25 protein-coding genes are annotated in these 26028 nt (G+C 73.9%); 13 read left to right on the top strand and 12 right to left on the bottom strand.

Annotation, left to right across the window (positions count from 1 at the left end; translation table 11 throughout):
• Positions 1-10: 10 nt before the first annotated feature.
• On the top strand, positions 11-2725 hold the full coding sequence (locus tag ACIA8R_RS49385) for a multicopper oxidase domain-containing protein (protein ID WP_397044876.1): 2715 nt from the start codon (positions 11-13) through the stop codon (positions 2723-2725).
• 24 nt (positions 2726-2749) lie between these two features.
• Here ACIA8R_RS49385 and ACIA8R_RS49380 read toward each other — a convergent pair whose 3' ends face one another.
• Positions 2750-3199: a hemerythrin domain-containing protein gene (locus tag ACIA8R_RS49380; protein ID WP_397044874.1), complete on the bottom strand. Its 450-nt coding sequence runs from the start codon at positions 3197-3199 to the stop codon at positions 2750-2752.
• Between the two features lie 165 nt (positions 3200-3364).
• On the opposite strand from ACIA8R_RS49380, the gene ACIA8R_RS49375 reads away from it, so the two are divergent.
• On the top strand, positions 3365-3640 hold the full coding sequence (locus ACIA8R_RS49375; RefSeq protein WP_397044872.1) for a hypothetical protein: 276 nt from the start codon (positions 3365-3367) through the stop codon (positions 3638-3640).
• A gap of 297 nt (positions 3641-3937) precedes the next feature.
• Here ACIA8R_RS49375 and ACIA8R_RS49370 read toward each other — a convergent pair whose 3' ends face one another.
• Entirely contained in the window at positions 3938-4519 is a 582-nt protein-coding gene (locus tag ACIA8R_RS49370; protein WP_397044870.1) for a hypothetical protein, read from the bottom strand.
• A gap of 150 nt (positions 4520-4669) precedes the next feature.
• On the opposite strand from ACIA8R_RS49370, the gene ACIA8R_RS49365 reads away from it, so the two are divergent.
• A complete protein-coding gene (locus ACIA8R_RS49365) occupies positions 4670-5272 on the top strand; it encodes an RICIN domain-containing protein (protein ID WP_364102883.1) in 603 nt (200 codons plus the stop codon).
• 51 nt (positions 5273-5323) lie between these two features.
• Here the strand turns inward: ACIA8R_RS49365 and ACIA8R_RS49360 are convergent, their stop codons facing one another.
• Positions 5324-6775, bottom strand: a complete 1452-nt coding sequence (locus ACIA8R_RS49360) for an FAD-binding oxidoreductase (protein WP_397044868.1) — start codon at positions 6773-6775, stop codon at positions 5324-5326.
• 99 nt (positions 6776-6874) lie between these two features.
• Between ACIA8R_RS49360 and ACIA8R_RS49355 the strand changes: the two genes are divergently transcribed.
• Complete coding sequence (locus tag ACIA8R_RS49355) at positions 6875-7333, top strand: MarR family winged helix-turn-helix transcriptional regulator (protein WP_397044866.1); 459 nt, start codon at positions 6875-6877, stop codon at positions 7331-7333.
• A gap of 24 nt (positions 7334-7357) precedes the next feature.
• Here ACIA8R_RS49355 and ACIA8R_RS49350 read toward each other — a convergent pair whose 3' ends face one another.
• On the bottom strand, positions 7358-8779 hold the full coding sequence (locus ACIA8R_RS49350; RefSeq protein ID WP_397044864.1) for an MDR family MFS transporter: 1422 nt from the start codon (positions 8777-8779) through the stop codon (positions 7358-7360).
• Between the two features lie 98 nt (positions 8780-8877).
• Here ACIA8R_RS49350 and ACIA8R_RS49345 point away from each other — a divergent pair, with 98 nt between their 5' ends.
• A complete protein-coding gene (locus tag ACIA8R_RS49345; RefSeq protein ID WP_397044862.1) occupies positions 8878-9507 on the top strand; it encodes a TetR/AcrR family transcriptional regulator in 630 nt (209 codons plus the stop codon).
• 39 nt (positions 9508-9546) lie between these two features.
• Here the strand turns inward: ACIA8R_RS49345 and ACIA8R_RS49340 are convergent, their stop codons facing one another.
• From ACIA8R_RS49340 to ACIA8R_RS49325, 4 genes are all read right to left on the bottom strand, one after another.
• Positions 9547-9978, bottom strand: coding sequence for an ester cyclase (locus ACIA8R_RS49340; protein WP_364102868.1), 432 nt, complete (start codon positions 9976-9978; stop codon positions 9547-9549).
• A 101-nt stretch (positions 9979-10079) separates the two neighbouring features.
• Entirely contained in the window at positions 10080-10670 is a 591-nt protein-coding gene (locus tag ACIA8R_RS49335) for a response regulator transcription factor (protein ID WP_357709925.1), read from the bottom strand.
• 44 nt (positions 10671-10714) lie between these two features.
• A complete protein-coding gene (locus ACIA8R_RS49330) occupies positions 10715-11938 on the bottom strand; it encodes a sensor histidine kinase (protein WP_397044860.1) in 1224 nt (407 codons plus the stop codon).
• A gap of 77 nt (positions 11939-12015) precedes the next feature.
• On the bottom strand, positions 12016-13509 hold the full coding sequence (locus tag ACIA8R_RS49325) for a nitrilase-related carbon-nitrogen hydrolase (RefSeq protein WP_397044858.1): 1494 nt from the start codon (positions 13507-13509) through the stop codon (positions 12016-12018).
• A gap of 101 nt (positions 13510-13610) precedes the next feature.
• On the opposite strand from ACIA8R_RS49325, the gene ACIA8R_RS49320 reads away from it, so the two are divergent.
• Positions 13611-14585, top strand: coding sequence for a phosphotransferase family protein (locus ACIA8R_RS49320; RefSeq protein ID WP_397044856.1), 975 nt, complete (start codon positions 13611-13613; stop codon positions 14583-14585).
• Positions 14586-14601: 16 nt separating this feature from the next.
• On the opposite strand, the gene ACIA8R_RS49315 is transcribed toward ACIA8R_RS49320, so the two are convergent.
• The 3 genes from ACIA8R_RS49315 to ACIA8R_RS49305 form a co-directional block, all read right to left on the bottom strand.
• Complete coding sequence (locus ACIA8R_RS49315) at positions 14602-15195, bottom strand: pyridoxamine 5'-phosphate oxidase family protein (RefSeq protein WP_357709855.1); 594 nt, start codon at positions 15193-15195, stop codon at positions 14602-14604.
• Positions 15196-15294: 99 nt separating this feature from the next.
• Positions 15295-16197 carry a DJ-1/PfpI family protein gene (locus ACIA8R_RS49310; protein ID WP_364102856.1) on the bottom strand — a complete coding sequence of 301 codons (903 nt, stop codon included), beginning with the start codon at positions 16195-16197 and terminating at the stop codon, positions 15295-15297.
• Between the two features lie 12 nt (positions 16198-16209).
• Complete coding sequence (locus ACIA8R_RS49305; protein ID WP_364102853.1) at positions 16210-16794, bottom strand: isochorismatase family protein; 585 nt, start codon at positions 16792-16794, stop codon at positions 16210-16212.
• Between the two features lie 196 nt (positions 16795-16990).
• Here ACIA8R_RS49305 and ACIA8R_RS49300 point away from each other — a divergent pair, with 196 nt between their 5' ends.
• The gene (locus ACIA8R_RS49300; protein WP_364102850.1) at positions 16991-17509 is read left to right on the top strand and encodes a hypothetical protein; all 519 of its coding nucleotides are present in this window, start codon (positions 16991-16993) and stop codon (positions 17507-17509) included.
• A gap of 59 nt (positions 17510-17568) precedes the next feature.
• Here ACIA8R_RS49300 and ACIA8R_RS49295 read toward each other — a convergent pair whose 3' ends face one another.
• The gene (locus ACIA8R_RS49295) at positions 17569-18492 is read right to left on the bottom strand and encodes an AraC family transcriptional regulator (protein WP_357709846.1); all 924 of its coding nucleotides are present in this window, start codon (positions 18490-18492) and stop codon (positions 17569-17571) included.
• A gap of 116 nt (positions 18493-18608) precedes the next feature.
• On the opposite strand from ACIA8R_RS49295, the gene ACIA8R_RS49290 reads away from it, so the two are divergent.
• The 6 genes from ACIA8R_RS49290 to ACIA8R_RS49265 all read left to right on the top strand — a co-directional run bounded on the left by ACIA8R_RS49290 (position 18609) and on the right by ACIA8R_RS49265 (position 25839).
• Positions 18609-19160, top strand: coding sequence for an NAD(P)H-dependent oxidoreductase (locus tag ACIA8R_RS49290; RefSeq protein WP_357709844.1), 552 nt, complete (start codon positions 18609-18611; stop codon positions 19158-19160).
• A 45-nt stretch (positions 19161-19205) separates the two neighbouring features.
• Positions 19206-21539: an ATP-binding cassette domain-containing protein gene (locus ACIA8R_RS49285; RefSeq protein WP_397044853.1), complete on the top strand. Its 2334-nt coding sequence runs from the start codon at positions 19206-19208 to the stop codon at positions 21537-21539.
• Positions 21539-22318, top strand: coding sequence for an LLM class flavin-dependent oxidoreductase (locus ACIA8R_RS49280; RefSeq protein ID WP_364102843.1), 780 nt, complete (start codon positions 21539-21541; stop codon positions 22316-22318). Before ACIA8R_RS49285 ends, ACIA8R_RS49280 begins: the two co-directional genes overlap by 1 nt.
• 120 nt (positions 22319-22438) lie before the next feature.
• Complete coding sequence (locus ACIA8R_RS49275) at positions 22439-24211, top strand: IlvD/Edd family dehydratase (RefSeq protein WP_397044851.1); 1773 nt, start codon at positions 22439-22441, stop codon at positions 24209-24211.
• Entirely contained in the window at positions 24198-25202 is a 1005-nt protein-coding gene (locus ACIA8R_RS49270; protein WP_364102837.1) for a C-terminal binding protein, read from the top strand. The genes ACIA8R_RS49275 and ACIA8R_RS49270 overlap by 14 nt, the downstream gene beginning before the upstream one ends.
• A 364-nt stretch (positions 25203-25566) precedes the next feature.
• Entirely contained in the window at positions 25567-25839 is a 273-nt protein-coding gene (locus ACIA8R_RS49265) for a hypothetical protein (RefSeq protein ID WP_397044849.1), read from the top strand.
• Positions 25840-26028 lie beyond the last annotated feature (189 nt).

Here is a 26028-nt window from a genome sequence, read left to right as displayed (position 1 = left end):
GGTTCCCGGGATGCCCGTCGACGTCGGCATAGAGAGCGGCAGGCCGATCGACCTGCCGCCGAGACGGGCCCGCGCGTCCTGGCACCTGCGCGCGAACGCGGTCGTCGTCGCCTGGCTGGGCCTGACCGTCGTGGCCGCGCCGGCGGGCGAGGTGCTGCCGGCGCCGTCGTGGCTGCTGATCCACGTGTTCCTGCTGGGCGCGGTCAGCACGGCCGTCCTGATCTGGAGCGAGCACTTCACCGTGGCGCTGCTGCGCGTCCGCGGGCCGTCCGGGCGGGGGAGCCTGACCCGGCTGGCCCTGCTCAACACGGCCACGGTCGCGGTGCTGGCCGGGGTGGCGTACGGGCCGTGGCAGGTGGCGGCGGCGGGCGCGGCGCTGCTGACGGGCGTGGCGGTGTGGCACGCGGCCGTCCTGGCCCGGCTCGTACGCGGCGCGCTGCCCGGCCGGTTCGGCCACGTCATCGGCTGGTACGTCACCGCCGCCTGCGCGCTCGCCGCCGGAGGCACGCTCGGCGGGCTGATGGCCGCCCAGACCGTCCAGGGCGCGCTGCACGAACGGATGAGCGCCGCCCACTCCCAGGTGAACGTCTTCGGCTGGGTCGGGCTCACCGTTCTCGGCACCCTCTTCACGCTGTGGCCGACGGTGCTGCGCACCCGCATGTCGGAGCGGACCCGCCGGGCCTCGCGCGTGGGGCTGTGGCTGGCCGCGCCGGGGCTGACGGTGGCCGTCACCGGGCTGCTGGCGGGCTGGCGGTGGGTGGCGCTCGCGGGGTTGGCGGCGTACGCGGCCGGCGGGCTGGCGGTGCTCACACCGCTGGCCGACGCGCTGCGGCGCAAGAGGCCGCACACCGGCGCGGCCTGGACGCTGGGGGCGGCGATCGTCTGGTTCGAGGTGGCGCTGGCCGCCGATCTGGTGGTCGTGGCCACCAGGCCGGCGCACGAGGTCGCCGCCGCGCTGGCGCCGCTGCTGCCGCTGGTGCTGGCCGGGTTCGTCGGGCAGGTGCTGCTCGGGTCGCTGCTGCACCTGCTGCCCGCGGTGCTGGGCGGCGGGCCGGTCCGGTTCAAGGAGAACGCGGCGCTGCTGGAGCGCGGCCGGGCGGCCCGGCTGGTGGCGCTGAACGTGGGGGTGCCGCTGCTGGCGCTGCCGGTGCCGCGGCCGGTCACGCTGCTGGGGTGGGGGCTGGTGCTGGCCTCGGCGCTGGCCTTCGTCGCCCTGGCCGCGACCGCCCTGACCCGCGCCCGCCCACCCGCCGTCCCTCCGGTCGTCGCTCCTCAGCCTTCTCCACCCGCTGACCCTTCGGCTTCCGCCGTCGTCGCGGACGAGGGTGGCGCGGGGTGGCGGCGCACGCTGCCCGCCGTCGCCGGGGTGGTCGTCGGGTGCCTGCTGACGGCCGGCGCGGTCGTCGTCGCCACGAGCGGCGGCTCGGAACCGGTGACGGTGACCGCGACCGGCTCCCGTACGGTCGAGGTGACGCTGTCCGGGATGAGGGTCCGTCCCGCCGTGATCGAGGCCCCCATGGGGACCGTGCTGACGTTGCGCGTCACCAACGCCGACGCCCAGCGGCACGACCTGCGCCTGGCGACCGGCGAACGAACACCGCCGCTGGCCCCCGGCCAGAGCTCGGCGCTGCGCCTGGCGCCGCTGGCCGGGCCGGTGGACGGCTGGTGCACGGTCGCCGGGCACCGCGCCGCGGGCATGACCATGCGCCTGGCCCCGACCGGCGCCACGGCGGCACCGCGGCGACAGGAGGCCACCGGCCACACCGGTCACACGACGACCGGCGCGCCCCCGGGCGTCCCCGCGCCTCCCGCCGAGCCCGTCGAGCCCGCCGCCCCCGCCGGGCTCGACCTGGCGGCGCCCATGTCGTCCGGCTGGAAACCCCACGACGCGACGCTCAGGCCCGCCCCCGGCGGCACCGAGCACCACGTCGAGATCCGCGCCGACGACAGGCTCGTCCAGGAGGTCGCGCCCGGGGTGCGGCAACGCGTCTGGACGTTCAACGGCACCATGCCGGGCCCGGTGCTGCGCGGCAAGGTCGGGGACGTGTTCGTCGTGACGTTCGTCAACGCGGCGACCATGGGCCACGGCATCGACTTCCACGCCGGCGCCACCGCACCGGACGGGCCGATGCGCACGATCCAGCCGGGCGAACGGCTCACCTACCGCTTCCGCGCCGAGTACGCCGGAGCCTGGCTCTACCACTGCTCGACCATGCCGATGAGCCAGCACATCGCCAACGGCATGTACGGCGCCGTCGTCATCGACCCGCCCGGCCTGCCGCAGGTGGATCGCGAGTACCTGCTCATCCAGGGCGAGCTGTATCTCGGCGAGCCGGGCGGCCCGGCGCAGGTCGCCAAGATCCGGCGGGGTGAGCCGGACGGCTGGATGTTCAACGGCACCGCCGCCGGCTACGACCACGCCCCGCTGCGGGCCACGGCGGGGGAGCGGGTCCGCGTCTGGGCCGTCGCCGCCGGCCCCAGCTCGGGCACGTCGCTGCACGTGGTGGGCGCGCCGTTCGACACGGTCTACAAGGAGGGCGCCTACCGGCTGCGCACCGCGGACGCGGGCGGCGCCCAGGCGCTCGACCTGGCCCCGGCGCAGGGCGGCTTCGCCGAGCTGGTCTTCCCGGAGGCGGGCACGTACCCGATCGTGGACCACACGATGCGGCAGGCCGAGGCGGGCGCGCACGGCCTGTTCAAGGTCGGCGCCCCGGAGCGGGACTGACCCGCTCCGGGGGGCGCGCGCCGGTCAGCCGGTCGTCGCGGGCGACTGGCCGGGCGTGATGCGGTCCCAGGCGGCCATCGGCAGCATGATGACGGCCGCCGGGAACAGGCCGTGCTCCTCGTGGTCGATGTGCCAGTGGAGACGGTCGAGGGCGTCCAGCACGGCGGGCCAGTCGGGCGCGGCCGGGTCGACCGCGCCGAGGATGCCGTGGATGTCGGCGTGCTCGGCGCACAGCCGCTCCACCTCCTCGGCCAGCGACCCTTCGGCACGCAGCTCGGCGAACAGCCCGCTCTCCTCGGCGTCGGTGTGCGGGACGAGCCGGGCCATCAGCTCCTCCAGCAGTGACACGGCCTGGCCGTGACGCAGCTCCCCGATGGCGCGGCGCAGCGCCCCCGCGCACTCCTGGATGTCCCAATGCTCCTGGGACAGGCGGCCGATCAGCGGAAACTCTCGGCAGCCGCAGTAATTGCACATGGTCACGTCCTTACAGGAGGGTTGCTTGCCGAGGACGACAGCCGGGGCGCACACCTGCGCGTCCTGCTCCTCAGGCCGCCCTGGCCTCCACCCTTCCCGGCGGGACGCCGCCCCGGTCAGGGCCGAAAGTCCCGCATCGGCCAGGCCCTCCGTCGGGAAACCCACGTGACGGGCGTCGCCGGTCTGGCCGAGGCGGGGCTCACCGTGACGTGGAGCGCGCAGGCGCGGGTGCGGACGGTGTTCCACGACGTCGGGGCGCTCGTGCTGTTCCTGCGGATGGTGCCCTGGCAGGTCCCCGGCTTCGACGCCGCCCGGTACGGCCACCGCCTGCGCGCCCTGCACGAGCGGATGGCAGGCGGCCGCCCCCTGACGGCGTACGCCCACCGCTTCGCGCTGCTGGCCCGCCGGTCCACCGGAAGGGAGGGCGCGGAGGGACGGTGACGGGTTGTCCCGTCCGGGCTGACTCGTAGGCGGCTTCGACCAGGGCGACCGCCGCTGCCGCGTCCTCGCCCGGCGCGTGGTTGGGGCCCCGGCCCGCGATCAGCTCTCCGAACGCCTCCACCGGCGCGTGCTTGGCCCACGCGGCGTGGCTCGGATCGGGTGACAGGCGGGTCCGGGCGCCGTCGGGCCGGTGGACGGTCGCGGGCCCGCGCCAGCAGCTCGCGCTCCCGCGCGGCCACCTGACCGGCGGGGACGCGCCGCACCTGAGGTCCGGCCGGAACGAGCACGGGCTCATTCTCACATGCTCCACGCCTCGTGGATCGTGGTGACGGCCGAGGAGACGGGCCGCCCGCCGGGCCGCGTGACGGCCGGAGCGCCCGCCACGGGCACGCCGTCGACGGTGATCGAGGCGTGCTCGCAGGGGATGATCTGCATCGACAGCCCGTGGCTGACGCCCAGCAGCGGGAAGTCGGCCATCGCGAACGGCCTGGCGTCCAGCGGCCCGGTGATGGCGACCGCCAGCCCGGCCGCCGTGGCGTGCGCGCCCGTGGCGGGGTCGACGCGCAGCTCCACGTCCGCCCGTTCCACCCGCGCGACGGGCCAGGACGGCAGCGCCGTGGCCTCGTCGAAGTGCCGGACGAAGTGCTCCTCGATCCACGTCCCCAGCCGCAGGTCGTCGCCGACGACGCGCAGCCCGGCGGGCGTCCACACCACCAGGACGGCCCCGGCGCCGTGCGTGGACCAGTCCACCTGCCACAGGGAGGCGTACCCGGTGGGGGTGTCGCCGTCGTACAGGGTGACGTACGGGTTGGCCCCGGCGAGCAGTGGCCGGCGGGTCAGGTAGGCGCTCGCGGGCGTGCTTTCACTGGTGCTGAGCATGAACCGATCATGGACGCTCGCACCCCTCGCGGGCCAGCCCGTTGCGGGATTCCGCAACCCGTCCCGTCTGAGTAGGGCGGTACTCATGCCCTCCCGCCGCCCAGGGCGCAGCCTTCAAGGGACGGAACGCACGACGGAAGGGAGCAGGCGATGCGTGAGGGCGTACATCATCGGCGGATCGGCCGCAGGGCGCTGCTGGCGGTGATCACGGTCGTGTCGGTCGCCGTGCCCGTGTGGTCGGCGGCGGCGCCCGCCTCCGGGGCCGTGGCGGCACGCGAGCGGACGCTCGCCGAGCCCTGGTCCTACCTGTTCGAGATCCGCCGGCGCTTCCCAGCGCCGGAGAAATGCGTGGACGTCGACAACGGCTACACCTTCGACGGCGCCAACGTGAAGCAGTGGGAGTGCGTCAACGTCCCGCAGCAGCACTGGCAGTACCAGCGGGCGGCGCCCGGGAGCGAGTGGTTCTTCCTGCGCGCCCAGCACAGCGGCAAGTGCCTCGACGTCGACAACGGCTACACCTTCGACGGCGCCAACGTGAAGCAGTGGCAGTGCGTCGACGTCCCGCAGCAGTTGTGGCGCTGGAAGTACGCCTACACCGACGCGTGGTGGAACACCTTCTACTTCCTGGAGAACCAGAAGAGCGGCAAGTGCCTCGACGTCGACCATGGCTGGACCCACAACGGCGCCAACATCCAGCAGTGGACCTGCGACGAGTACGCCGGCCAGCAGTTGTGGTACTTCCGGCCCGTGTGACCGGGCCGGGCGTCCGCGAGGCCGGCCCGGTGCCGTCCGGCCGGCCTCGCGTCAGGACGTGGCCGGCGGGATGTTGTGGTTGACGCGGAAGAGCTGGGCCGGGTCGTACCGGGCCTTGAGCGCGGCCAGCCGCCGGTGGTCCTCCTCGGAGTAGGCCCGCCTGACCCGCTCCGGGGCCGAGTCGTGGTCGAACAGGAACCCCGGCAGCATGGCGCCGGTGTCCCAGGGCCGCAGCCGGTCCAGCACCTCGTCGGCGGCCTCGCGCGCGGCCCCGGCCTGTCCGGGCGGGGCCGGCAGCCGCATCCACAGCAGATAGGCCGCGCCCCGGGTGCCGACCGGGTGCGGACGGCCCGGCGGACGATCGAGCGCCCCGCCCAGGTGACGGAGCTGGATGCCGGGGAACGGGCCGTCCGCCCGCGCGGGGTCGATGAACGAGGCCAGCTCCGCCGCGGCGTCGTCGTCCAGGTCGCGCAGCAACGCGCTGCGCAGGTGAGCCGAGACCGGGTGCCGGGGGTCCTGGTAGATCCCGGTGACGCTCGGGTACGGCATGGCCGCGCAGGTGTCCTTCTCCGGGCCGAGCGCGCGCAACGGCGCCACCAGGCGGGCGCCCGGCTCCTCGTCCCCGACGCAGAGCGTCCGCACCTGCACCATCGAGCGGCCCCGGAACGCCTCCGGCAACTGCGGCACGTCGGGGAAGCGCACGAGCGTCACGGAGGACGACATCTCCTCCGGCTGCTCCCTGGCCCAGGCAAAGTAGGAGCGGAGCAGGCGGGCGGTGTGCACGGGGTCCTCGCCCGGGTAGTACAGCTCGCCGCCGTGGACGGTGCGCAGTGGCAGCAGCTCGATCTCGGCCGCGACGACGACGCCGAAGTTGCTCTTGCCGCCCCGCACCGCCCAGAACAGGTCCGGCTCCCGGTCGGGCGAGACGGTCCGCAGCAGGCCGTCCGCGGTGACGACCTCGAGCGAGCGGACGCGGTCGGCGGCGAAGCCGTACGTGCGGGCGGCCAGCGGGAGGCCGCCGCCGGTCAGGAAGCCCATCACGCCGACCTCGCCGGACGATCCGCACAGCGGCGCGAGCCCGTGCCCGGCCGCCGCGGTGATCACCTCGCTCCAGCGCAGCCCCGCGCCGATCCGCGCGGTGGCGGCGTCCGGGTCCACCGACAGCTCGCGCAGCCCGCCGGTGGCGATGAACACGGCTCTGTCGGCCGGCACCGACTTGCCGTGCCCGGTGGACTGCACCGCGACCGGCCGTCCGGTCCGGGCCGCGTACCGGACGGCGGTGGCCACGTCGTCGGCGTCGGCGGCGAGCACGACGACCGCGGGCCGGTGCTCGACCGTCAGCAGCCAGCCCGAGCAGGCGTCCTCGAAGCCGTCGTCGCCCGGGTGGAGTGTGCGGCCCCGGATCCGCGCGTCCAGGCCCGTCAGGTCGTGCGCGTCCGCGCCGCCGGGGGCGGACACGGTCGTGACGGGGGTCGTCCGGTCGTCGGTCGGGGTGTTCGGCATGTCGGTTCCATCTCCCCTGATAGTTGGCCGCGCCAACGTTGGCGCGGCCAACAATACAGACAATCGTGGGTTGTGCCAACGACTTGTTAGATTGCCTCTGTGAACACCCCGGAGACGAGGCCGCCGGAGCGGCTGCGCGCGCTGCCGAGCAGGCTGACCAACCACGCGGCGCTGACCGCCAACCGGATCGTGGACCAGGCGTTCGCCCAGGCCCATCTCCGGCGCTACCACTACGCGCTGCTGGCCGCTCTGGAGGAGTACGGCCCGGCCAGCCAGGCCGACCTCGGCCGGCGTACCGGCATCGACCGCAGCGACGTGGTGGCGACCGTCAACGACCTGGCCGGACGCGACCTCGTCGAACGCGCGCCCGACCCCGAGGACCGCCGCCGCAACGTCGTCACCATCACGGCGGAGGGCCGCGAACAGCTGGACGAGCTCGACCGCCTGCTGGCCCGCGCCCAGGACGAGTTCCTCGCCCCGCTGCCCCCCGCCGACCGCCGCCAGTTGATCGACCTGCTCACCCGCCTGGCCGAGCACCACGGCGGCCACCCCGTGTGACCCGGCCCCGACGGCGTCGGCAGGTCACGCGGGCGAGGTCCGCGGCCGTCGCGCCGACCGGAAGAACGCCACCGGGACCAGCGTGATCAGGCACAACCCGAGGGCCCACCAGAAGGCGGTGCCGTAGGCGTGCGCCGGGTCGGCGCCCTGGCGCAGCCGGCTGTCCAGGACGGTCGTGAGGATGGCGGTGCCCAGCGAGCCGCCGAGCCGGTTGACGACGTTCAGCGCGCCCGCGGCGCCCGGCGTCTGGTGCTTGTCCACGGCCCCGTACGCCGCCGCCATGGTGGGCGCGGAGACGCCGCCGATGCCCAGGCCGTACAGGACCAGGCAGGCGGCCAGCAGCCAGGTGTCCGGACGGGCGGGCGCCTGGGTGAAGGCGAGCAGCCCGGCGAGCGAGAGCACGAGCCCGGCGGTCACGACGGCGCGCGGGCCGTGCCGGTCGGCCAGCCGTCCGGCGGCGAACGAGCCCACGGCGGCCCCGAGCGCCTGCGGGGTGAGCAGCAGGCCGGTCCAGAGGGTGCTCGCCTGCCGGTCGTGCTGGAAGAACAGCGGCAGCAGGATCATGGAGCTGTAGAGCGAGGCCCCGAGCAGGAACAACGCCACGCAGGCGGCGGCGAAGCGGCCCCGGGCGAACAGGCGCACGTCGATCAGCGGCTCGCGGCGGGTGCGCAGCGCGTGCACGAGGTAGCCGGCAACCAGCGCCAGCCCGGCGCCCACGGTGGCCAGGACGGCCGGCGCGCCCGCCCCCTCGCGGCCGCCGGCCATGGTCAGCCCGTAGACCACCGCCGCCAGGCCGGGGGAGAGCAGTGCCAGGCCGAGCAGGTCGAGCCGGGACGTGTCCGGAGCGGTCTCGTCCCCGGTCAGGACGCGGGCGGCCACCGGCAGGACGGCCAGGCAGATGGGCAGGTTGAGGTAGAAGATCCAGCGCCAGTCGAGCTGCTGGACGACCAGCCCGCCCACGATCGGGCCGAGCACCGGGGCGAACATGACGGGGATCGTCAGCACGCTCATGGCCCGCCCGATCCGGGACGGCCCGGCCGCCTGGGCCAGGATCGTCTGCCCGATGGGGTTCATCAGACCGCCGCCGACGGCCTGCACGAGCCGGAAGGCGATGAGGGCCGGCAATGACCAGGCCAGCCCGCACAGGGCCGAACCGGCCGTGAAGACCGCGACGGCGGCCATCCACATGCGCCTGGCCCCGTACCGCCGGCTCAGCCACCCCGACAGGGGCATGACCACCGCGATCGCGAGCAGGTAGCCGGCCGCCACCCACTGCACGTCGGCCAGCGACGTGCGGAAGTGCGCCGCCATGGCGTCGGCCGCGATGCCCACGGCGGTGGCGTCGATCGTGGCCAGGATCGGGGCCGCGATCAGGACGATCCCCGTGCGCAGCAGTCGCGGGTCGAGCCGGTCGCGGGCGGCCCCCGACGGAGAGGTGACGGTCATCGCACCCCCTTAGGATCGATCGACTGGGACGACTCCAAACACTAGGTCCGACCTAATCATTAGGTCAAACCTAATCAGCGTGCGGAAGGGCAGAGCTCGTGACCGAACGATCCAAGGGCTTGCGGGAGCGCCAGAAACACCAGACCCGGCAGCTCATCTCCGACGTCGCGACCGGCCTGTTCCTCGAACGCGGCTACGACGGCGTCACCATCGCCGACGTCGCGGCCGCCGCGGGCGTGGCCAAGATGACCGTCACCAACCACTTCCCGCTGAAGGAGGACCTCATCCTCGACCGGCACGAGGAGATGGTCAACGGCCTGGCCAGGGCCGTGTCGCAGCGCGGCCCCGGCGAGTCGGCGCTCGACGCGGCGCGCCGCGACTACGACGAACGGCTGCGCCGCCGCGACAGCGGGATCCCCGACGCGGGCGCCGACTGGCAGCGCATGGTCCGGGACACGCCGGTGCTGCGGGCCCGCCTGCGCCAGCTCCACGACCAGGCCGAGGCCGGGCTCGCCGCCCTGCTGGCGGAGGAGACCGGCGATCCCGGCATCACGCCCCGCGTGGTGGCCGCCGCCCTCGCCGGGGTGGAACGGCTGCTGTTCGACGAGGGCCAGCGCCGGGTCCTGGCCGGTGAGGAGTCCGAGCAGATCTTCGCGGCCCTCGGCCGTACCGCTCGGCAGGCCTACGACCTGCTGGTTCCCGCCATCGGCGACTACGCCCGCCGCTGACCCGCGCCGGGCCCGGCGCCGTGGCCCCCGGCCCGGCGCCTACTCCTCGACGAAGCCGAGCTGCCGGAGCTGGGCGTGGAGGTCCACGACCCCCCAGAGGTCGATGATCAGGCCGTCGGCGAACCGGGCGATGAAGATCTCGTCGTACGTCACCGCCCGGCCGGTCGCGGGCCTGCCCCGGTACTCGCCGGTGTGGGTCCCCGTGACCCTCTGCCGGGCGACGATCTTGTCCTCCGAGACGAGCAGGTCCTCGACCGACACGTGAATGTCGGGGAAGGCCCGCAGCAACACGTCCCAGACCCGTCTCTGGGCCTGCACCGCGGGCAGGGCGCCGCCCGTCACGTGGAACCGCGCGTCCGGGTGGATGAACTCCTCGGCGGCCTTGACGATCACCTCCAGGTCGCCGCTGTTGACGGCGTCGTGGAAGCGCCGGTACGTCTCCCTGTTGCGGGCTTCCTCGGTCGACGGCATGTCGTGTCTCCTCACTCGTGACGGGACGCCCGGCGGGGAAGCCGGCGCCCTCACAGTGATCGACAGGACAGCCGCCCGGTTTGTGAGGCCGGGCGGCCGGATCAGCGGTTGAGGTAGGCGAGGACGGCCAGGACCCGGCGGTTGTCGTCCTCCGACTCGGGCAGCTGGAGCTTGCCGAAGATGCTGGAGATGTGCTTGTTGACCGCGCTGGCGGAGATCACGAGCTGGTGCGCGATCGCCGTGTTGGAACGCCCTGCGGCGATCAGGCTCAGCACCTCCCGCTCGCGAGGGCTCAGCTCGCCGGTGCGGCCGCGCGCGTCCCCCCGGGTCAGCAGCTTGGCGATGACCTGCGCGTCCATCGCCGTGCCGCCCCTGGTCACCGAGGTGACCGCGTCGATGAACTGCCCGGTGTTGGCCACCCTGTCCTTCAGCAGGTAGCCGACCGCCCCGGCGCCGTCGGCCAGCAGCTCGCGGGCGTAGAGCTGCTCCACGTACTGCGACAGCACGAGCACCGGGAAGCCGGGCCGTTCGCGCCGCGCCTGGATCGCGGCCTGCAACCCCTCGTCGGTGAACGACGGTGGCAGCCGCACGTCGACGACCGCCACGTCCGGCCGCTCGTCGGCCAGCGCCTTGCGCAGCGACGGCCCGTTGTCGACGGCGGCCACGACGGTGAAGCCGTGCTCGGTCAGCATGCGGACCAGCGCGTCCCGGATGAGGAACAGGTCCTCGGCGACGACTACTCGGACCTGATCGCGCACGGCACCTCCAGATGCACCCGGGTGGGCCCGCCGGGCGGGCTGTCGACGGCGATCGTCCCGTCGAAGACGGCCAGCCGGCTCTGGATGCCGCGCAGCCCGGTGCCGTCGGCCGGATCGACGCCGCCGCCGCCGTCGTCCACGACGTCGCAGCTCAGGATCCCGTGCCGGTAGCCGAGCGTGATCTGCACGGTCGCCGCGCCGGCGTGCTTGGTCGTGTTCGCCAGCAGCTCGTTGACGGCGAAGTAGACGGCCGACTCCACCGGCGGCGCGGGCCGCCCGGCCAGGTCGGACGACACCTCGACGTCGAGCAGGCAGTCCAGCGCCAGGGCCCGGATCGCGTCGGCGAGGCCGCGGTCGGCCAGGACCGGCGGATGCACGCCGCGTACCAGGTCGCGCAGCTCGTCCAGGGCCTTGGAGGAGGACTCGCGGGCCGTGGCCAGCAGGGCGCGGGCCGCCTCCGGGTCCTCGTCGAACAGCCGCTCGGCGTTGCCCAGCCCCATGCCCAGGGCGACCAGCCGGGCCTGCGCGCCGTCGTGCAGGTCGCGCTCGATCCGGCGCAGCTCGGCGGCCTGCGCGTCCACGCTGCCCGCGCGCGTCTCCACCAGCGTCTCGACCCGCTGCTCCAGCGCCGACGTCCGCGACGGCCCGAGCAGCGCGCCGGCCCACCGGGCGCGCAGGCGCAGCAGCGGCGGACCGATGTACAGGCCGAGCGCGATGAGCGCGAGCCCGACGGGGATCGCCGCCAGCGCGGCGGCCGTCGAGGTGACGTGGATGAGGCCGTAGGCGTTGGCGCCGCCGGCCCGCAGGTTGGCCTCCCACACGAACGGCTGCACGGCCACGCCGTACAGCCCGTAGAGCGGCATGCCGAGCGCCAGCGCCGACGCCCACGTGCCCATGAGCGGGTCGAGGACCCCCCAGAGGACGTCCCGCCAGGTCGCCGGGTCCCTCAGCAGCGCGGCCTGGTCCGTCCCGGGGCCGTAGGGACGTTCGACGCGTACGCCGACCCGGCCCGCCAGCCGCCGGGCCGCGTCCGCGACCGTCCGCAGCAGCGACACCGCCGGCGGGAACACCCACCGGCCGACGCCGGCCACCGCCGGCACCGCGCTGATCACGACCAGGACGGCCGCCACGACCCCGGCCACCGACAGGCCGATCATGGCCAGCGCCAGCGCCAGCACCGGCGTCGCCAGTCTCGCCTTCACTCCGCGTCTCCCTGTCGTGCTCGTCTTCCTGTTCCGCGCCCGTGGCATCATCGCACCTTCCTCCGGAAATCCCATGGTCAGCCCCGGTACGGGGCCCGCCGCAGCACGGCGACCCCGGCCAGGGCGGCGACCGCCGCGGCGCACAGCCCGGCGAACAGGTCGCCGACCAGGCCGTACAGCGTCCAGGTGCCGCGCGTCGGCACGGACACGACCATGCTCTGCTGCGTCGTGCTGAAGTAGTTCGTCCTGGCCAGGGGCGTGCCGTAGGGGTCGACGGTGATCGCCAGGCCGTTGCTGGTCTGCCGGACGAGGCTGTAGCCGTTCTCGACGGCGCGGAACACCGCGTTGGCGGCGTGTGTGCGCTCGATGCCCTTCCAGTCGTTGGCCGGGACGAACATGATGTCGGCGCGCGTGCGCAGCGTCGCGGGGAAGTCGGCGTCGAAGCAGATGACGTGGGCCAGCCGCCCGTACGGCGTGCCCGTCACCGGCACGACCCCGTCGCCCGGCCGCAGGTCCTCCATGCCGGGCACGGGATGGGCCTTGTCGAAGACCGACGCCACCCGGCCCTCGGGGGTCACCAGCACGGCGAGGTCGCGGGAGCGCGGCCGCCCGTCGAGGACGACGGCGACGCCCATGTCCAGATAGATGCGCTTCTCCTTGGCCAGTTCCTGTGCCTTGCGCAGGAAGGCGGGGTAGTCCTCGCCGAGCACGACCGCGGCGGTCTCCGCCCACGCCACGATCTTCGCGCCGCCGTCGGCCTCGGTCCTGGTGCGGGCGAACAGGTCGTCGTCCAGCACCGCGAACGCCTTGCGCAGCGTCGGCTTCTGCTCGGGCAGGACCTGCGGCGTGTGGAAGTTGTCGATCTCCCGCATGCGCTGCTCGGCCGCCAGCGACGCGCTGATCCCGGCGACGCGCACCAGCTCCGGCGCGGTCGCCGCGGTCGCCAGCCGCAGGCCGCCGCCGAGCAGGACCGAGACGAGCACCGAGACGTACGCCAGCGTGACGGCCCGCACCGGCGGCCAGGCCAGCCGGTGTTCCAGCGCGAGGTTGACGACGGGCGCCGCCCACGCCATCAGGAAGCTGATCCCGTAGATGCCGGTGACGGACGCCGTCTGGAGCAGCGGCAGGTTCGCCGACTGCGTCGCGGCCAGGGGGCCGAAGATCGTGCCGAGCGGGCTGATCGCGGCGACCAGGAACTCGACCGTCACCCGGGCGGCCGGGAAGACCAGCGTGCCCAGGAACGGGCTCAGCCGCCGGAAGAGCAGCCGGTCGGCCAGCAGCGGAAGGCTCAGGACCAGGCTCAGCAGCAGGCAGCCGAGCAGGATCGGCGGGACGCCGAGCTGCCCCGCCGCCGCGACATGGACCACCGTCGTCGCGGTGGCCGACAGGCCCACGCACGCGAGCCCGGCCGGCACGCCCGAGCTGCGGGTGAACCGCATGAGTCCGATGGAGAACAACCATCCGGCGAGCGGGACCGCCCATTCGCTGTTCGTGCCGACCAGCCCGAGCGCGATCCCCGCGGCCAGCCAGCCGTATCTTCGCCGGCCGCCGGCGAGGTAGGTGTTTGCCATGCCCAGGAGCCTCGCGGATCGCGCGGCGGCGGCCATTGCGGCTGACTCTCGACTCTTCCTGTAGTTTTCTCCACCCCCGGGGTGAGTGGTAGAAAGCGATCATGACCCGAGCGTTCCTGCGACCCGACGACGTCCGCGACCTGGTCGCCGAGCAGTTCGGCGCCGACCGGCGGCCGGCCGCGCTCGACCGGCTGACCGGCGGCAGCAAGAAGGGCGTCTACCGGCTCCGGCTGGACGACGCGACCAGCGTGATCCTCTACGTCTGGGCCACCGCCGAGAACTACTGGCCGCCGTCCCCGGCGGTCGAGGACGATCCCTTCACCGACGCCTCCGGGGCCGGCCTGTTCGCCGTGAACCACGCGGCCCTGACCGCGGCGGGCGTGCGCGTCCCCCGGCTGCTGATGCTCGACCGCGACGGCCGTCACCTCGGCGCCGACCTCGCCCTGGTCGAGGACGCGGGCGCCACGACCCTGGAGGCGCTGATGGAGCGCGACCCGGCCGCCGCCGACCGGCCGCTGTCCGCGCTCGGCGACGCCCTGCGCCGCATGCACACCACCCTCGGCCCCTCCTACGGCCGGCTCGCCGACCTGTCCGGCGGCCGGGACCGGCCCCGGCCCGCCGAGGACGTCGTCACCGACCGCGCGCTCGCCCATCTCGCCGCCGTCGCCACCCGCGACGCCCGGATGGGCCGGGCCCACGACCGCGTCGCCGCCCACGTGCGCCGCCTGCGCGCCGAGGTCGCCCCACGCCGCCGGTACGGGCTCGTGCACGGCGAACTCGGGCCGGACCACGTGCTCGTCACGCCGGAGGGCGAACCCGTCCTGATCGACTTCGAGGGCCTGACGTACTTCGACGTCGAGTGGGAGCACGCCTGGCTGCGGATGCGCTTCGAGGACGCCTACCCCGCGCTGCGCCCGGTCGACCTCGACCCCCACAGGCTGGAGCTCTACCGGTACGCGCAGGTGCTCTCGCTGATCGAGGGGCCGCTGCGGATCGCCGGCACCGACTTCCCCGGCCGCGACTGGATGCTGGAACTGGCCGAGTGGAACATCGCCAAGGCCCTCGCCGTCCTGTGAACGGCGGTTCCTCCCGTCAGGCGTCGCGGGGGAGCGGGGGCAGCGGGAGCGGCAGCCCCGGAAGGCCGTCGATGCTGGACGCGACGTGCTCCTTCTTGTGGAAGTACGCGTCGAGCGAGTCGTCGTCCTCGCGGGCGAAGCGGGAGGCGTGCAGCGGGCGGTCGGCGTCGTAGGTCATGAACGGGACGGCGTACCCGCAGGTGTCGCGGATCAGCCGGGCGGTCACGACGATGATCGCGCGCAGGCCGTGCAGGGTGGGGTCGATGTCCGGGAAGTGCCGCATCAGCCCGGCCCAGCGGGGGTCGTCGCGGAAGACCGGCTCGCCGGTGCCGTGCACGCGCACGATGTTCGGCGGGCCGTCGAAGGCGCACCACATCAGCGTGACCCGGCCGTTCTCGCGCAGGTGGGCGATCGTCTCGGCGTTGCTGCCGGCGAAGTCGAGGTAGGCCACGGTGTGGTCGTCCAGGACGGCGAAGGAGCCCTTCAGCCCCTTGGGCGAGAGGTTGACCGTGCCGTCGCCGGACAGGGGAGCGGTCGCCGTGAAGAAGACCGGCTGTGACTCGATGAACGTGCGCAACCGGCCGTCGATCCGGTCATAGGTCTTTCCCATGACCCGGATTATCCACTTTCGGGGGTTCCTGTAGGGGTGATGGGCCCGTTTTCCGCCGAGTGGCAGAATGCCTGACACGACCCCGGCCCGCGCCCTCGGTCACGACCCCGTCGCGTGGGCACGCAGCCGGCGCAACATCCGCGCGTCGGCGAAGCCCACCTCGCGCGCGGCGACCTCGGCGGTCGCGCCGCGGCCCAGGAGGTGCTCGGCGCGCTCCAGCCGCAGGGCGGACTGGTAGGCCAGCGGGGTGAGCCCGGTCGCGCGCCGGAACAGCCGGGTCACCGTCCGCTCGCTGCATCCGGCGGTCCCGGCCAGCAGGCTCAGCGGCAGCCGCTCGGTGAACCGGGTCTCGATCAGGTCCTGGAGGCGGTGAACCGTCTCGTCCACGTGCGAGCGCCGCCGCAACAGCGGGCTGACCTGCTCCGCCGTGCCGTCGCGACGGCCCTGGACGAGCATCGCGCGGGCCACCAGCCCCCCGGCGTACGGGCCGTGCCGGGTGGTCACCAGGTGCAGCGCCACGTCGATGCCGCCGGCCACGCCCGCCGAGGTGACGATCCGGTCGTCCTCGACGTACAGCACGTCCCTGGCGACCTTCGCCCGCGGATAGAGACGGGCCAGCTCGTCCTGGACGGAGTGGTGGGTGGTGCACCGGCGCCCGTCGAGCAGCCCGGCGCGGCCCAGCGCGTCGGCCCCGGCGCACACGCCGGCCACCGTGCCGCCCGAGGCGTGGTGCTCGCGCAGCCGGTGCAACGTCCCCGCGCTCAACGGCCGGGCCGGCCCCCGCCAGCCCGGCACGACGATCAGATCGTCGGGCGTCAGGGACGGCCACCCGGTCTCCGCGCGCAGGGGCAGCCCCTGCACGCTGGCGACCTCGCGGTCCTCGGCGACGTAGTGCAGGATGTACGGCCGCCCGAGGTCGGTGGCGGTGGAGAACACCTGGGCGGGCCCGGCCACGTCGAGCAGGTGCACCCGCGGGACGAGCAGGAAGACGACACGGGACACGGCCGGCGCCTCCTAGTTCCCGGTGAGTTCGTCCACGGTCCTGATCGTGGCGAAACGGCCGGACAAAGCGTATTCGGTACGGGCGAGGATCTCGTCCACGCCGAGCGTGCGCGGGTCCCGCACGAGCTCGTCGAACGGGACGTCGTCCGGGGCGTCGCGGTGCGGGACCGGCGTGGTGGCGGTGGCGTCGATGGCGAAGTCGACCTCGAAGCCCAGGTCGGAGGCGAGGCGCGCGGTGGTCTCGCAGCACTGCTCGGTCCTGATCCCGCACACGGTCAGCCTCCTGACGCCGTGCCGGGTGAGGTACTGCTGAAGGTTGGTGGTGGTGAAGGCGTTGTGCGCGGTCTTGGTGATGACGGGCTCGCCGGTCAGGGGCTCCAGGCCGTCCATCAACTGGACGTACCCGAGGGCCGGGTCGAAGACCGTGCCCGCTCCGGGGCGCGTCGCCAGCACCCACACCACCGCGTCCCCGGCGTCCCTGGCGGCGTCGACCAGGCGGTTGACCTGCGGGACGATGTCCGGCCTCGACGTGTACCGCCAGTCGGGAATGTGCAGGAAGGAGTTCTGGACGTCGATGACGACGAGGGCGCTGGTCATGCCCCTCAGCCTGGCGGGACGAGCGGGCCCGACGGAAGGCACGACCTGGTCAGCCCGTGGACCGATCCAGTCGGCCGGCCGCGCCGGGTCCGATATCCCGCCCGCGCGGCACCGTAATCGGGCCCTCGCAAGGGCCGGGATCGCCTGCCACCATGGAAGCGCCAGGTGATCCGGACGATCTCTGGAAGGGCGGGCCATGAGGTGGTGGGAGGGCGACGACAGGCGCCACGAAGGCTGGGACGCCGCCGTCTTCCCGGACGGGCGGGTCTCCACCGGCCCGGCCGACGGCGGGGCCAGAGTGCACCCGATCGGCGCGGACGGCCGCATCGGCTACGACCGCGGCGACGTCGTGGACGGCCGGACCGCGATCGGCTGGCGTGGCCACTGCGCCTGCGGATGGCAGGGGCCGCTGTGGGAACGCGTGGCCCAGATGCGCCACGACTTCGCGTCCCGGCGCATCTACGCGCTGAGCGAGTGCCTGCTGTCCGGCGCCGCCCCGGACGACGTGGCCGTCGCGATCCGCGCCGAGTGGGAGACCCACCTCGACCCGCCGAGCCTCGTCGCGGTCCGCCAGGCCGCCGAGGCCGTGCGCCGGGCCCAGGGGCACCTGGACGCCGCGGTGCGCGCGGCCCGCAAGGACGGCCGCTCCTGGACCCGGATCGGCGAGTCGGCCGGGGTCCGCCGCCCGTACGCCCAGGAGCGTTGGGGACCCTGACCGCCGCCCGCACGCCCAGGAGCGGCGGGCCCCTGACCGCCGCCGCGGCGTCGCCGGGGTCAGGCCGCCGTCGTCCGGCGGCGGTAGCGGCCGGGGGCGACGCCGAACTCGCGCTTGAAGGCGTTGCCGAAGGCGAACTCCGACCCGTACCCCACCTGCTCGGCCACCCGCGCCACCGACGCGTCGGACTCGCGCAGCAGGCGGGCCGCGCTCATCAGCCGCCACCACGTCAGGTACGCCAGCGGCGGCTGCCCCACCAGCCCGGTGAAGCGGCGGGCGAACCCGGCCCTGGACATGCCCGCGTGGGCGCCCAGCGACTCGACGGTCCAGCGGCGGGCCGGGTCGCGATGGATGGCGTCCAGCGCGCGGCCGACGACGGGGTCGGCCAGCGCGGAGGCCCAGCCGGACACCGTGCAGGGCTCGTCCTGGGTCTCGAAGTAGGCCCGCAGGACGTACAGCTGCAACATGTCGAGCAGGGACGACACGACGGTGTCCGTGCCGGGCCGCGGGCTGTCGATCTCGGCGGCCAGCAGCTCGACGGCGGCCCGCAGCTCCGGGTGGCTGCCCAGCGTCGCGGGCAGGTGGATCACGCCGGGCAGCGAGCCCAGGATCGGGTGGGTGCGGTCGAGGTCGAGCCGGTAGCCGCAGGACAGGACGACCGTCTCGGCCCCCGTTCCGCCGAACCCGGCCGAGGCGAACAGCTCGGAGTGCGGCTCGCAGTCCGACTCGACCAGCGGCCGGGCGGGGTCGTCGGCCAGCCCGAAACGGTCGCCGTGCGGAAGGAACACCACGTCGCCCACGCTCAGCGGGACGGGCTCGCCGTCCGGGGGGATGAGCCAGCACGACCCGCGCAGCACCACCTGGAAGCCCGCCGACCCCGGCACCGAGTGGAAGGCCACCCCCCAGGGCGCCCGCCAGGAGATGCGGGAGGAGGTGGCGCGCCCGCAGCGCATGAAGGCCATCACGTCGCTCAGCACGTCCATGGGCACAGAGTCTAAGCGCTGAGACGCTGGCGTATAAATGGTGGATAGCAGCGCATTCAGTATCTCAGCCGTGCTTCCTACGGTGGTTCCCGTAACCGAACTGAGGGAGCACGCACATGCTGAAGGTAGGCATCATCCTTGGCAGCACCCGTCCCGGCCGCAACGGCGAGGCCGTGGCGCACTGGGTCCGCGACCTGGCGGCCAAGCGCGGCGACGCCGAGTACCAGCTCGTCGACCTGAAGGACTACGACCTGGGCAACCTGGACGAACCCGAGCACCCCGCCATGGGCAACTACCAGCACGAGCACACCAGACGCTGGTCGGCCACCGTCTCGGCGCTGGACGCGTTCGTGATCGTGACCCCGGAGTACAACAACTCCTACCCGGGCGCGCTCAAGAACGCCCTCGACTTCCTGTACGCGGAATGGACCAACAAGGCGGCCGGGTTCGTCGGCTACGGCGTGGACGGCGCGCCCCGGGCGATCTCGCACCTGCGGCACGTCCTCGGCCTGCTCGGCGTGGCCACCGTGTCCAACCAGGTCGGGCTGTCGATCCACACCGACTTCGCCGACGGCTTCAAGCCCGCCGCCACCCACGAGGACCGGCTGAACGCCGTCCTCGACCAGGTCCTGGCCTGGGGCTCCGCGCTGCGTCCGCTGAGGGCGTGATCCCGGCGCGGGGGTCCACAGCGGGCGACGGGTAGATTGCGCAGAGTGGAAGATGAGGTGGGCAGCGGCATCCGGGTGCGCGGCGCGCGGGTGCACAACCTGCGCGACGTCGACGTCTCGATCCCGCGCGACGCGCTCGTCGCGTTCACGGGGATCTCGGGGTCGGGCAAGTCGTCCCTGGCGTTCGGCACGATCTTCGCCGAGTCGCAGCACCGCTACCTGGAGTCGGTCGCGCCCTACGCGCGGCGGCTGCTGCAGCAACTGCCCATGCCCGACGTCGACGACATCACCGGCCTGCCGCCCGCGGTCGCGCTCGGCCAGCGGCGCTCGGTGCCGTCCGCGCGGTCCACGGTCGGCACGCTGAGCCGGGTGTCCAACTCCCTGCGGATGCTGATGTCCCGCGCCGGCGCCTACCCCGAGGGCGCCGGGCGGCTCGACTCCGACGCGTTCTCGCCCAACACCGTCGCCGGCGCGTGCCCGGAGTGCCAGGGGCAGGGGGTGTTGCACGAGGTCACCGAGGACTCGCTCGTCCCCGACCCGTCGCTGTCCATCGCTGAGGGGGCGGTCGCCTCCTGGCCCGGCGCCTGGCAGGGCAAGAACCAGCGCGACATCCTGGCGACGCTGGGCCACGACATCCACGCGCCCTGGCAGAGCCTGCCGCGCGAGGAGCGCGAGTGGATCCTGTTCACCGACGAGGAGCCGGTCGTCACCGTGCACCCCGTACGCGAGGTGGGCCGGATCCACCGCCCCTACCAGGGGAAGTACGCCAGCGCGCGGCGGCTGGTGCTCAAGGCGTACGCGTCGTCGGCCAGCGAGAAGAGCCGGCAGCGCGCCGAGCGGTTCATGACCGCCCGCACGTGCCCGGTCTGCGACGGGCGGCGGCTGCGTCCCGAGGCGCTGGCGGTCACGTACGCGGGCCGCACCGTGGTCGAGCTGGCCGCGATGCCGATGGGTGAGCTGGCCGGCGTGCTGCGCCCGCACCGGGGCGAGCCGGGCCCGGCGGGGGCGCTCACCCGCGACATCCTCGACCGCATCGAGGTCCTCGACGAGCTCGGGCTGGGCTACCTGAGCGTGGCCCGGCCCGCGCCCACCCTGTCCGGCGGCGAGTTGCAGCGCATCCGGCTGGCGACCCAGCTCCGCGCCGGGCTGTTCGGGGTCGTCTACGTCCTCGACGAGCCGTCGGCCGGCCTGCACCCCGCCGACTCCGCCGCGCTGTCGGAGCTGCTGCGCCGCCTGCGCGACAGCGGCAACACCGTCTGCCTCGTCGAGCACGACATGGACGTCGTGCGCCAGGCCGACTGGGTGGTCGACGTGGGCCCCGGCGCGGGCGGCGACGGCGGGCGCGTCCTGTACAGCGGGCCGGTTCCGGGGCTGCGCGAGGTCGCCGGGTCGGTGACCCGCCACTACCTGTTCGAGTCCGTCGTGCCGCGGCGTCCGGCCCACCGGCCGGCGGGCCTGCTGGAGCTGCGCGGGCTCACCCGCAACAACCTGCGCGGCGTCGACGTCGACGTGCCGCTGGGCGCGTTCACCGCCGTCACGGGCGTGTCGGGCGCGGGCAAGAGCAGCCTGCTGGCGGCCGTCGCCGAGGCGGCGGGCGGTGACCGCCGGGTGGTCTGGGTGAACCAGCAGCCCATCGGCCGCACCCCGCGCTCCAACCTGGCCACCTACACCGGCCTGTTCGACACCGTGCGCAAGCTGTTCGCCGCCACCGACGGCGCGCGTGCCCACGGCTACGGCCCCGCGCGGTTCTCCTTCAACGTGCCCGGCGGGCGCTGCGAGACCTGCCAGGGCGAGGGCTACGTCGCCGTCGAGCTGCTGTTCCTGCCCACCACGTACGCGCCCTGCCCCGACTGCGGCGGCGCCCGCTACAACCCGGACACGCTGCGGGTGACCTACCGCGACCGCACGATCGCCCAGATCCTGGACCTGACGGTCGACGAGGCCACCGCCTTCTTCGGCGACGTCCCCGCCGTGCTCCGCCCGCTGGAGACGCTGCACGAGGTCGGGCTCGGCTACCTGCGGCTGGGGCAGCCCGCCACCGAGCTGTCGGGCGGCGAGGCCCAGCGCATCAAGCTGTCCGCCGAGTTGCAGGGCCGCCGCGCCGAGTCCACGATCTACCTGCTCGACGAGCCGTCCACCGGCCTGCACCCGCACGACACCGACGTCCTCATGGACCGGCTCCACGACCTGGTCGCCGGCGGCGGCACGGTCGTGGTCGCCGAGCACGACATGCGGGTGGTGGCGACCGCCGGCCACGTCATCGACCTGGGGCCCGGCGGCGGGGCGGCCGGGGGCACGGTGGTGGCCGCGGGCACGCCGGCGCAGGTCGCCGCCAGCCCGCGCAGCCGTACCGCTCCGCACCTGAAGGGCCTGCTGTGATGCGTCGCGCGCTCTACCTGCCGCCGTTCGGGGAGCTGGCCGACCCGCGCGTGCTCGCCGACCTGGCCGCCCGCGCCGAGGACGCCGGGTTCGACGGCGTCTTCCTGTGGGACCACGTCGTGCGCCCGCAGAGCCCCGACCTGCCCGTCTGCGACGCCTGGACCGCGCTGGCCGCGATCGCCGCCGCCACCGACCGCGTCCGCATCGGCACCAGGGTCACGCCGCTGTCGCGGCGCAGGCCGCACGACGTGGCCAGGCAGGCCGCCGCCCTCGACCACCTCAGCGGCGGCCGGATGGTGCTCGGCGTCGGGCTGGGCTCCGACAACGGCGGGGAGCTGAGCAAACTCGGCGAGACCCGCGACCCCCGCGTCCGGGCGGAGATGCTCGACGAGAGCCTCGACGTCATCTGCCGGCTCTGGACCGGCCTGCCCGTCCACCACCAGGGCCGCCACTACCGCGTCGACGGCCTGGCCTTCCAGCCCCAGCCCGTGCAGCGGCCACGCATCCCCGTCTGGGTCGCCGCCCAGTCGGTCAAGCAGGCCCCGCTGCGGCGCGCCGCCCGCTTCGACGGGCTCTGCCCCGAGACCACCCCGGCCGGCCTCCGGGAGATGCTGGAGGTCGTCGCCCGGCACCGCGGCGGGCTGTCCGGCTTCGAGGTCGCGGTCGGCGTCCCGCCGGGGCAGCACCCCGGCCCCTACGAGGACGCCGGCGCCACCTGGTGGCTGGTGGAGTTTCCCGAGGTCACCACCGTCGAGCAGGTGATGGCGGCGATGATCTGAGGCGTTACGCGCCGACGATGGCGGGGTAGGCCACGCCAGGAGAGCGGTCCGCCGGGCGGCGCGCCGTACGACGTCACCCGGCCGGATGCGGCGGGGTCCCGCGTGAGTGAGGAGCGGCCGATGCGTCCGACCGGGCACCCCGAGGACGGCGGCCTGCGCAGCCAGGCGTGGTGGGACAACGCCGGCAACCCGGAGATGACAGCGCTCTATCTCGAACGCTTCCTCAACTTCGGGCTCACCCCGAAGGAGCTCCAGTCCGGCCGGCCGATCATCGGCATCGCCCAGACGGGCAGCGACCTCGTGCCCTGCAACCGCCACCATCTGGCCCTCGCCGACCGGGTCAGGGACGGCATCCGCGACGGCGGCGGCATCCCGTTCGAGTTCCCCGTCCACCCGCTCCAGGAGACCGGCAAACGCCCGACCGCCGCGCTGGACCGCAACCTCGCCTACCTCGGGCTGGTCGAGGTGCTCTACGGATACCCGCTCGACGGGGTCGTCCTGACGACGGGCTGCGACAAGACCACACCGGCGTGCCTGGCCGCGGCGGCGACGGTGAACCTGCCGGCGATCGTCCTGTCCGGCGGGCCGATGGTCAACGGCTACCACCAGGGGCAGCGGATGGCCGCCTCCGGGTCGGGGCTGGTGATCTGGCAGTCGAAGCGGCTGCTGGCCACCGGCGAGATCGACTACGACGAGTTCATGGCGCGCGTGGCCGCCTCCGCGCCCAGCGTCGGCCACTGCAACGTGATGGGCACCGCGCTGTCGATGAACAGCCTGGCCGAGGCGCTGGGCATGTCGCTGCCGTGCTGCGCGGCGATCCCCGCGCCCTACCGCCGCCGGGCGCAGATGGCCTACGACACCGGCCTGCGGGCGGTGGAGCTGGTGCGCGAGGACCTCACCCCACGCAAGATCATGACCATGCGGGCCTTCGAGAACGCGATCGTGGTCGCCTCGGCCATCGCCGCCTCCACCAACGTGCCCATCCACATCAACGCCATCGCCCGGCACACCGGGGTGCCGCTGACCATCCACGACTGGCAGCGCGTCGGGGCCGACGTCCCGGTGCTGGCCGACGTCGCCCCGGCCGGGGAGTTCCTCGGCGAGGACTTCTACCGCGCCGGCGGCGTCCCGGCCGTCATGCGGTCGCTGCTGGAGGCCGGGCGCCTGCACGGCGACGCCGTGACCGTCACGGGCCGCACCGTGGCCGAGAACCTGGCCGACGCCCCGCCCGCCGACCCGGTGGTCATCCGCCCGTACGACGATCCGCTGGACGCGCACGGCGGGCTGCTCATCATGACGGGCAACCTGTTCGACTCCGCGGTCATGAAGACCTCGGTCCTGACCGACGAGTTCCGCGCGGTGTCGGACTACCGGGCCATCGTCTTCGAGGGGCCCGAGGACTACCACGCCCGCATCCAGGACCCCGCCCTCGGCGTGGACGAGAGCTGCATCCTCGTCATCCGCTACACCGGGCCGATCGGCTACCCGGGGTCGGCCGAGGTGGTGAACATGGAGGTGCCGTCCGCGCTGATGCGGCTGGGCATCACCACGCTGCCCACGCTGGGCGACGGCCGCCAGAGCGGCACCTCCGACGCGCCGTCCATCCTCAACGCCAGCCCCGAGGCCGCCGCCGGCGGCAACCTCGCCATCCTGCGCACCGGCGACCTCATCCGCGTCGACGTGGACAACGCGCGCGTCGACGTGCTGCTGACCGAGGAGGAGATCGCCGAGCGGTGGGCCCGCCACACCCCGCCGGCGCTGGAGAACCAGACCCCGTGGCAGGAGATCTACCGGGCCACGGTCGGGCAGCTCGACAGCGGGGGCTGCCTGGAGCTGGCCCTGTCGTACCAGGACCTCGTACACACCAAGGGGATTCCCCGTGACTCGCACTGACGCCAGAGGCACGATCATGATCGCCGACTCCGACTTCGGCGACGTGGACATCGAACGCGCGATCGTGGAGGGCGCCGGGTTCGAGCTCCAGGCCGAACAGTGCAAGAGCGAGGACGAGGTGATCGAGAAGGGCCGGGACGCCGACGGCGTGCTGACCCAGTACGCCCGGGTGGGCTCCCGCGCCATCGACGCCCTCACCCGGTGCCGGGTGATCGCCCGCTACGGCACCGGCGTGGACATCGTCGACGTCGAGGCCGCGACCCGGCACGGCATCCAGGTCACCAACGCGCCGAACGAGTGGTGCGCCGAGGAGGTCGCCGACCACGCCGTCGCGCTCTGGCTGGCCGCCGCCCGCAAGATCTGCCAGTACGACCGCGCCACCCGCCGCGGCGTGTGGCGCTGGCAGACCGGCGAGCCGATCCCGCGGCTGCGTGGACGGATCTTCGGCCTGCTGTCCTTCGGCGCCATCGCCCAGCTCGTCGCCGCCCGCGCGCGGGCCTTCGGCGTCGAGGTCCGCGCCCACGACCCCTTCCTGGACGACTCCGAGCTGCTGGCCCGCCACGTGCGGCCGGTGTCGTTCGACGAGCTCGTGGAGAGCGCCGACTACCTGGTGATCCAGGCGCCGCTCACCCCGGAGACGCGCCACACCTTCGACCGTGCGACGCTGCGCAGGATGAAGCCGACCGCGATCCTCGTCAACACCGCGCGCGGCCCGATCGTCGAGGACGCGGCGCTCCACGAGGCGCTCACCGAGGGCTGGATCGCCGGCGCGGCCCTGGACGACCTGGAGGAGGAGCCCGCGAAGCAGCGCGACTGGCGGCCGGACAACCCCCTGTTCGCGCTGCCCAACGTGATCGTCACCCCGCACGCCGCCTACTACTCCGAGCAGGCGATCGAGACCGTGCGGCGCTTCGCCGCCGAGGAGGCCGTACGGGTCCTGACCGGGCAGGCCCCGCGCAGCCCGGTGAACGACGTGACGGCTGGGCCCTGACGCCCCTTCCGACCGCTCGGAAGGGGCGCCAGGGTGGGTGCGAAGGCGTTACTTCTCGCAGGTGCGGTGGCCGAGGAACACGTCGTCGATCCCCCACCACCCGGACAGCCGGCCCGTCGACGCTGACGTCCACCAGCGCCGTGCCGTTCACCCTCGGCTCCAGGTCGGAGGCGAACCGCAGGGCCGGGGCCGCGGCCTTCGACAGGTGCGTCCCTCGCCACCTCATGGAGAAGAGCGGGTGCCACACCGGCGAGTGCGCGACGGATGGGCGTGTGGATGCAATGCCGTCGGCACATCCGCCGACATGACCGTACGCCGCGATCGCGTCATGGCTGGTCCAGGCGAAGCCGGAAGGAGCAGCACTTTGAAGAGATCCAGGAAACTCGTCCAGCCGCTCGTAGCGGCCACGTCGGCCCTCGTGGCCGGACCGATCATGCCAGGCGCGGCGGCCTCGGCCGTCGCGAACGCCACAGTCGGCGGGACCGTGGTCGCCGGCGACGGCCCGGCCGTCAACGGCCCGTACGGCTGGACCGACGCCTGGGACGTCGTCTATCGCAGCGAGGGGCGCGTGGGCGTGGCGTCCGACGCCTGGATCCACACCGGCGACGACATCCGCGACCAACTGCCGCAGTGCTGACCGCCTGCCGGGCAAACGGCAGAGCGCGACGGGCTGGTGTGGGGGGTTCCTGCGGTCGTGGCCCGGCCGAGTTGGTCTTCCGGAGGGTGCCGGTCTAGGAGCTGTTTCTTAGATCTGCTGACTGATCGTGCCTGCGTCGTCACGATTGACCTATGGGTCGAGGTGACTTAACCAACGCGGAGTGGGAGC

Origin of the sequence: Nonomuraea sp. NPDC051191, from assembly GCF_044455665.1 — a bacterium.
Lineage (GTDB): Bacteria > Actinomycetota > Actinomycetes > Streptosporangiales > Streptosporangiaceae > Nonomuraea.
The sequence above is the reverse complement of the archived record's forward strand: the minus strand, read 5'-3'. Positions and strand labels throughout refer to the sequence as shown.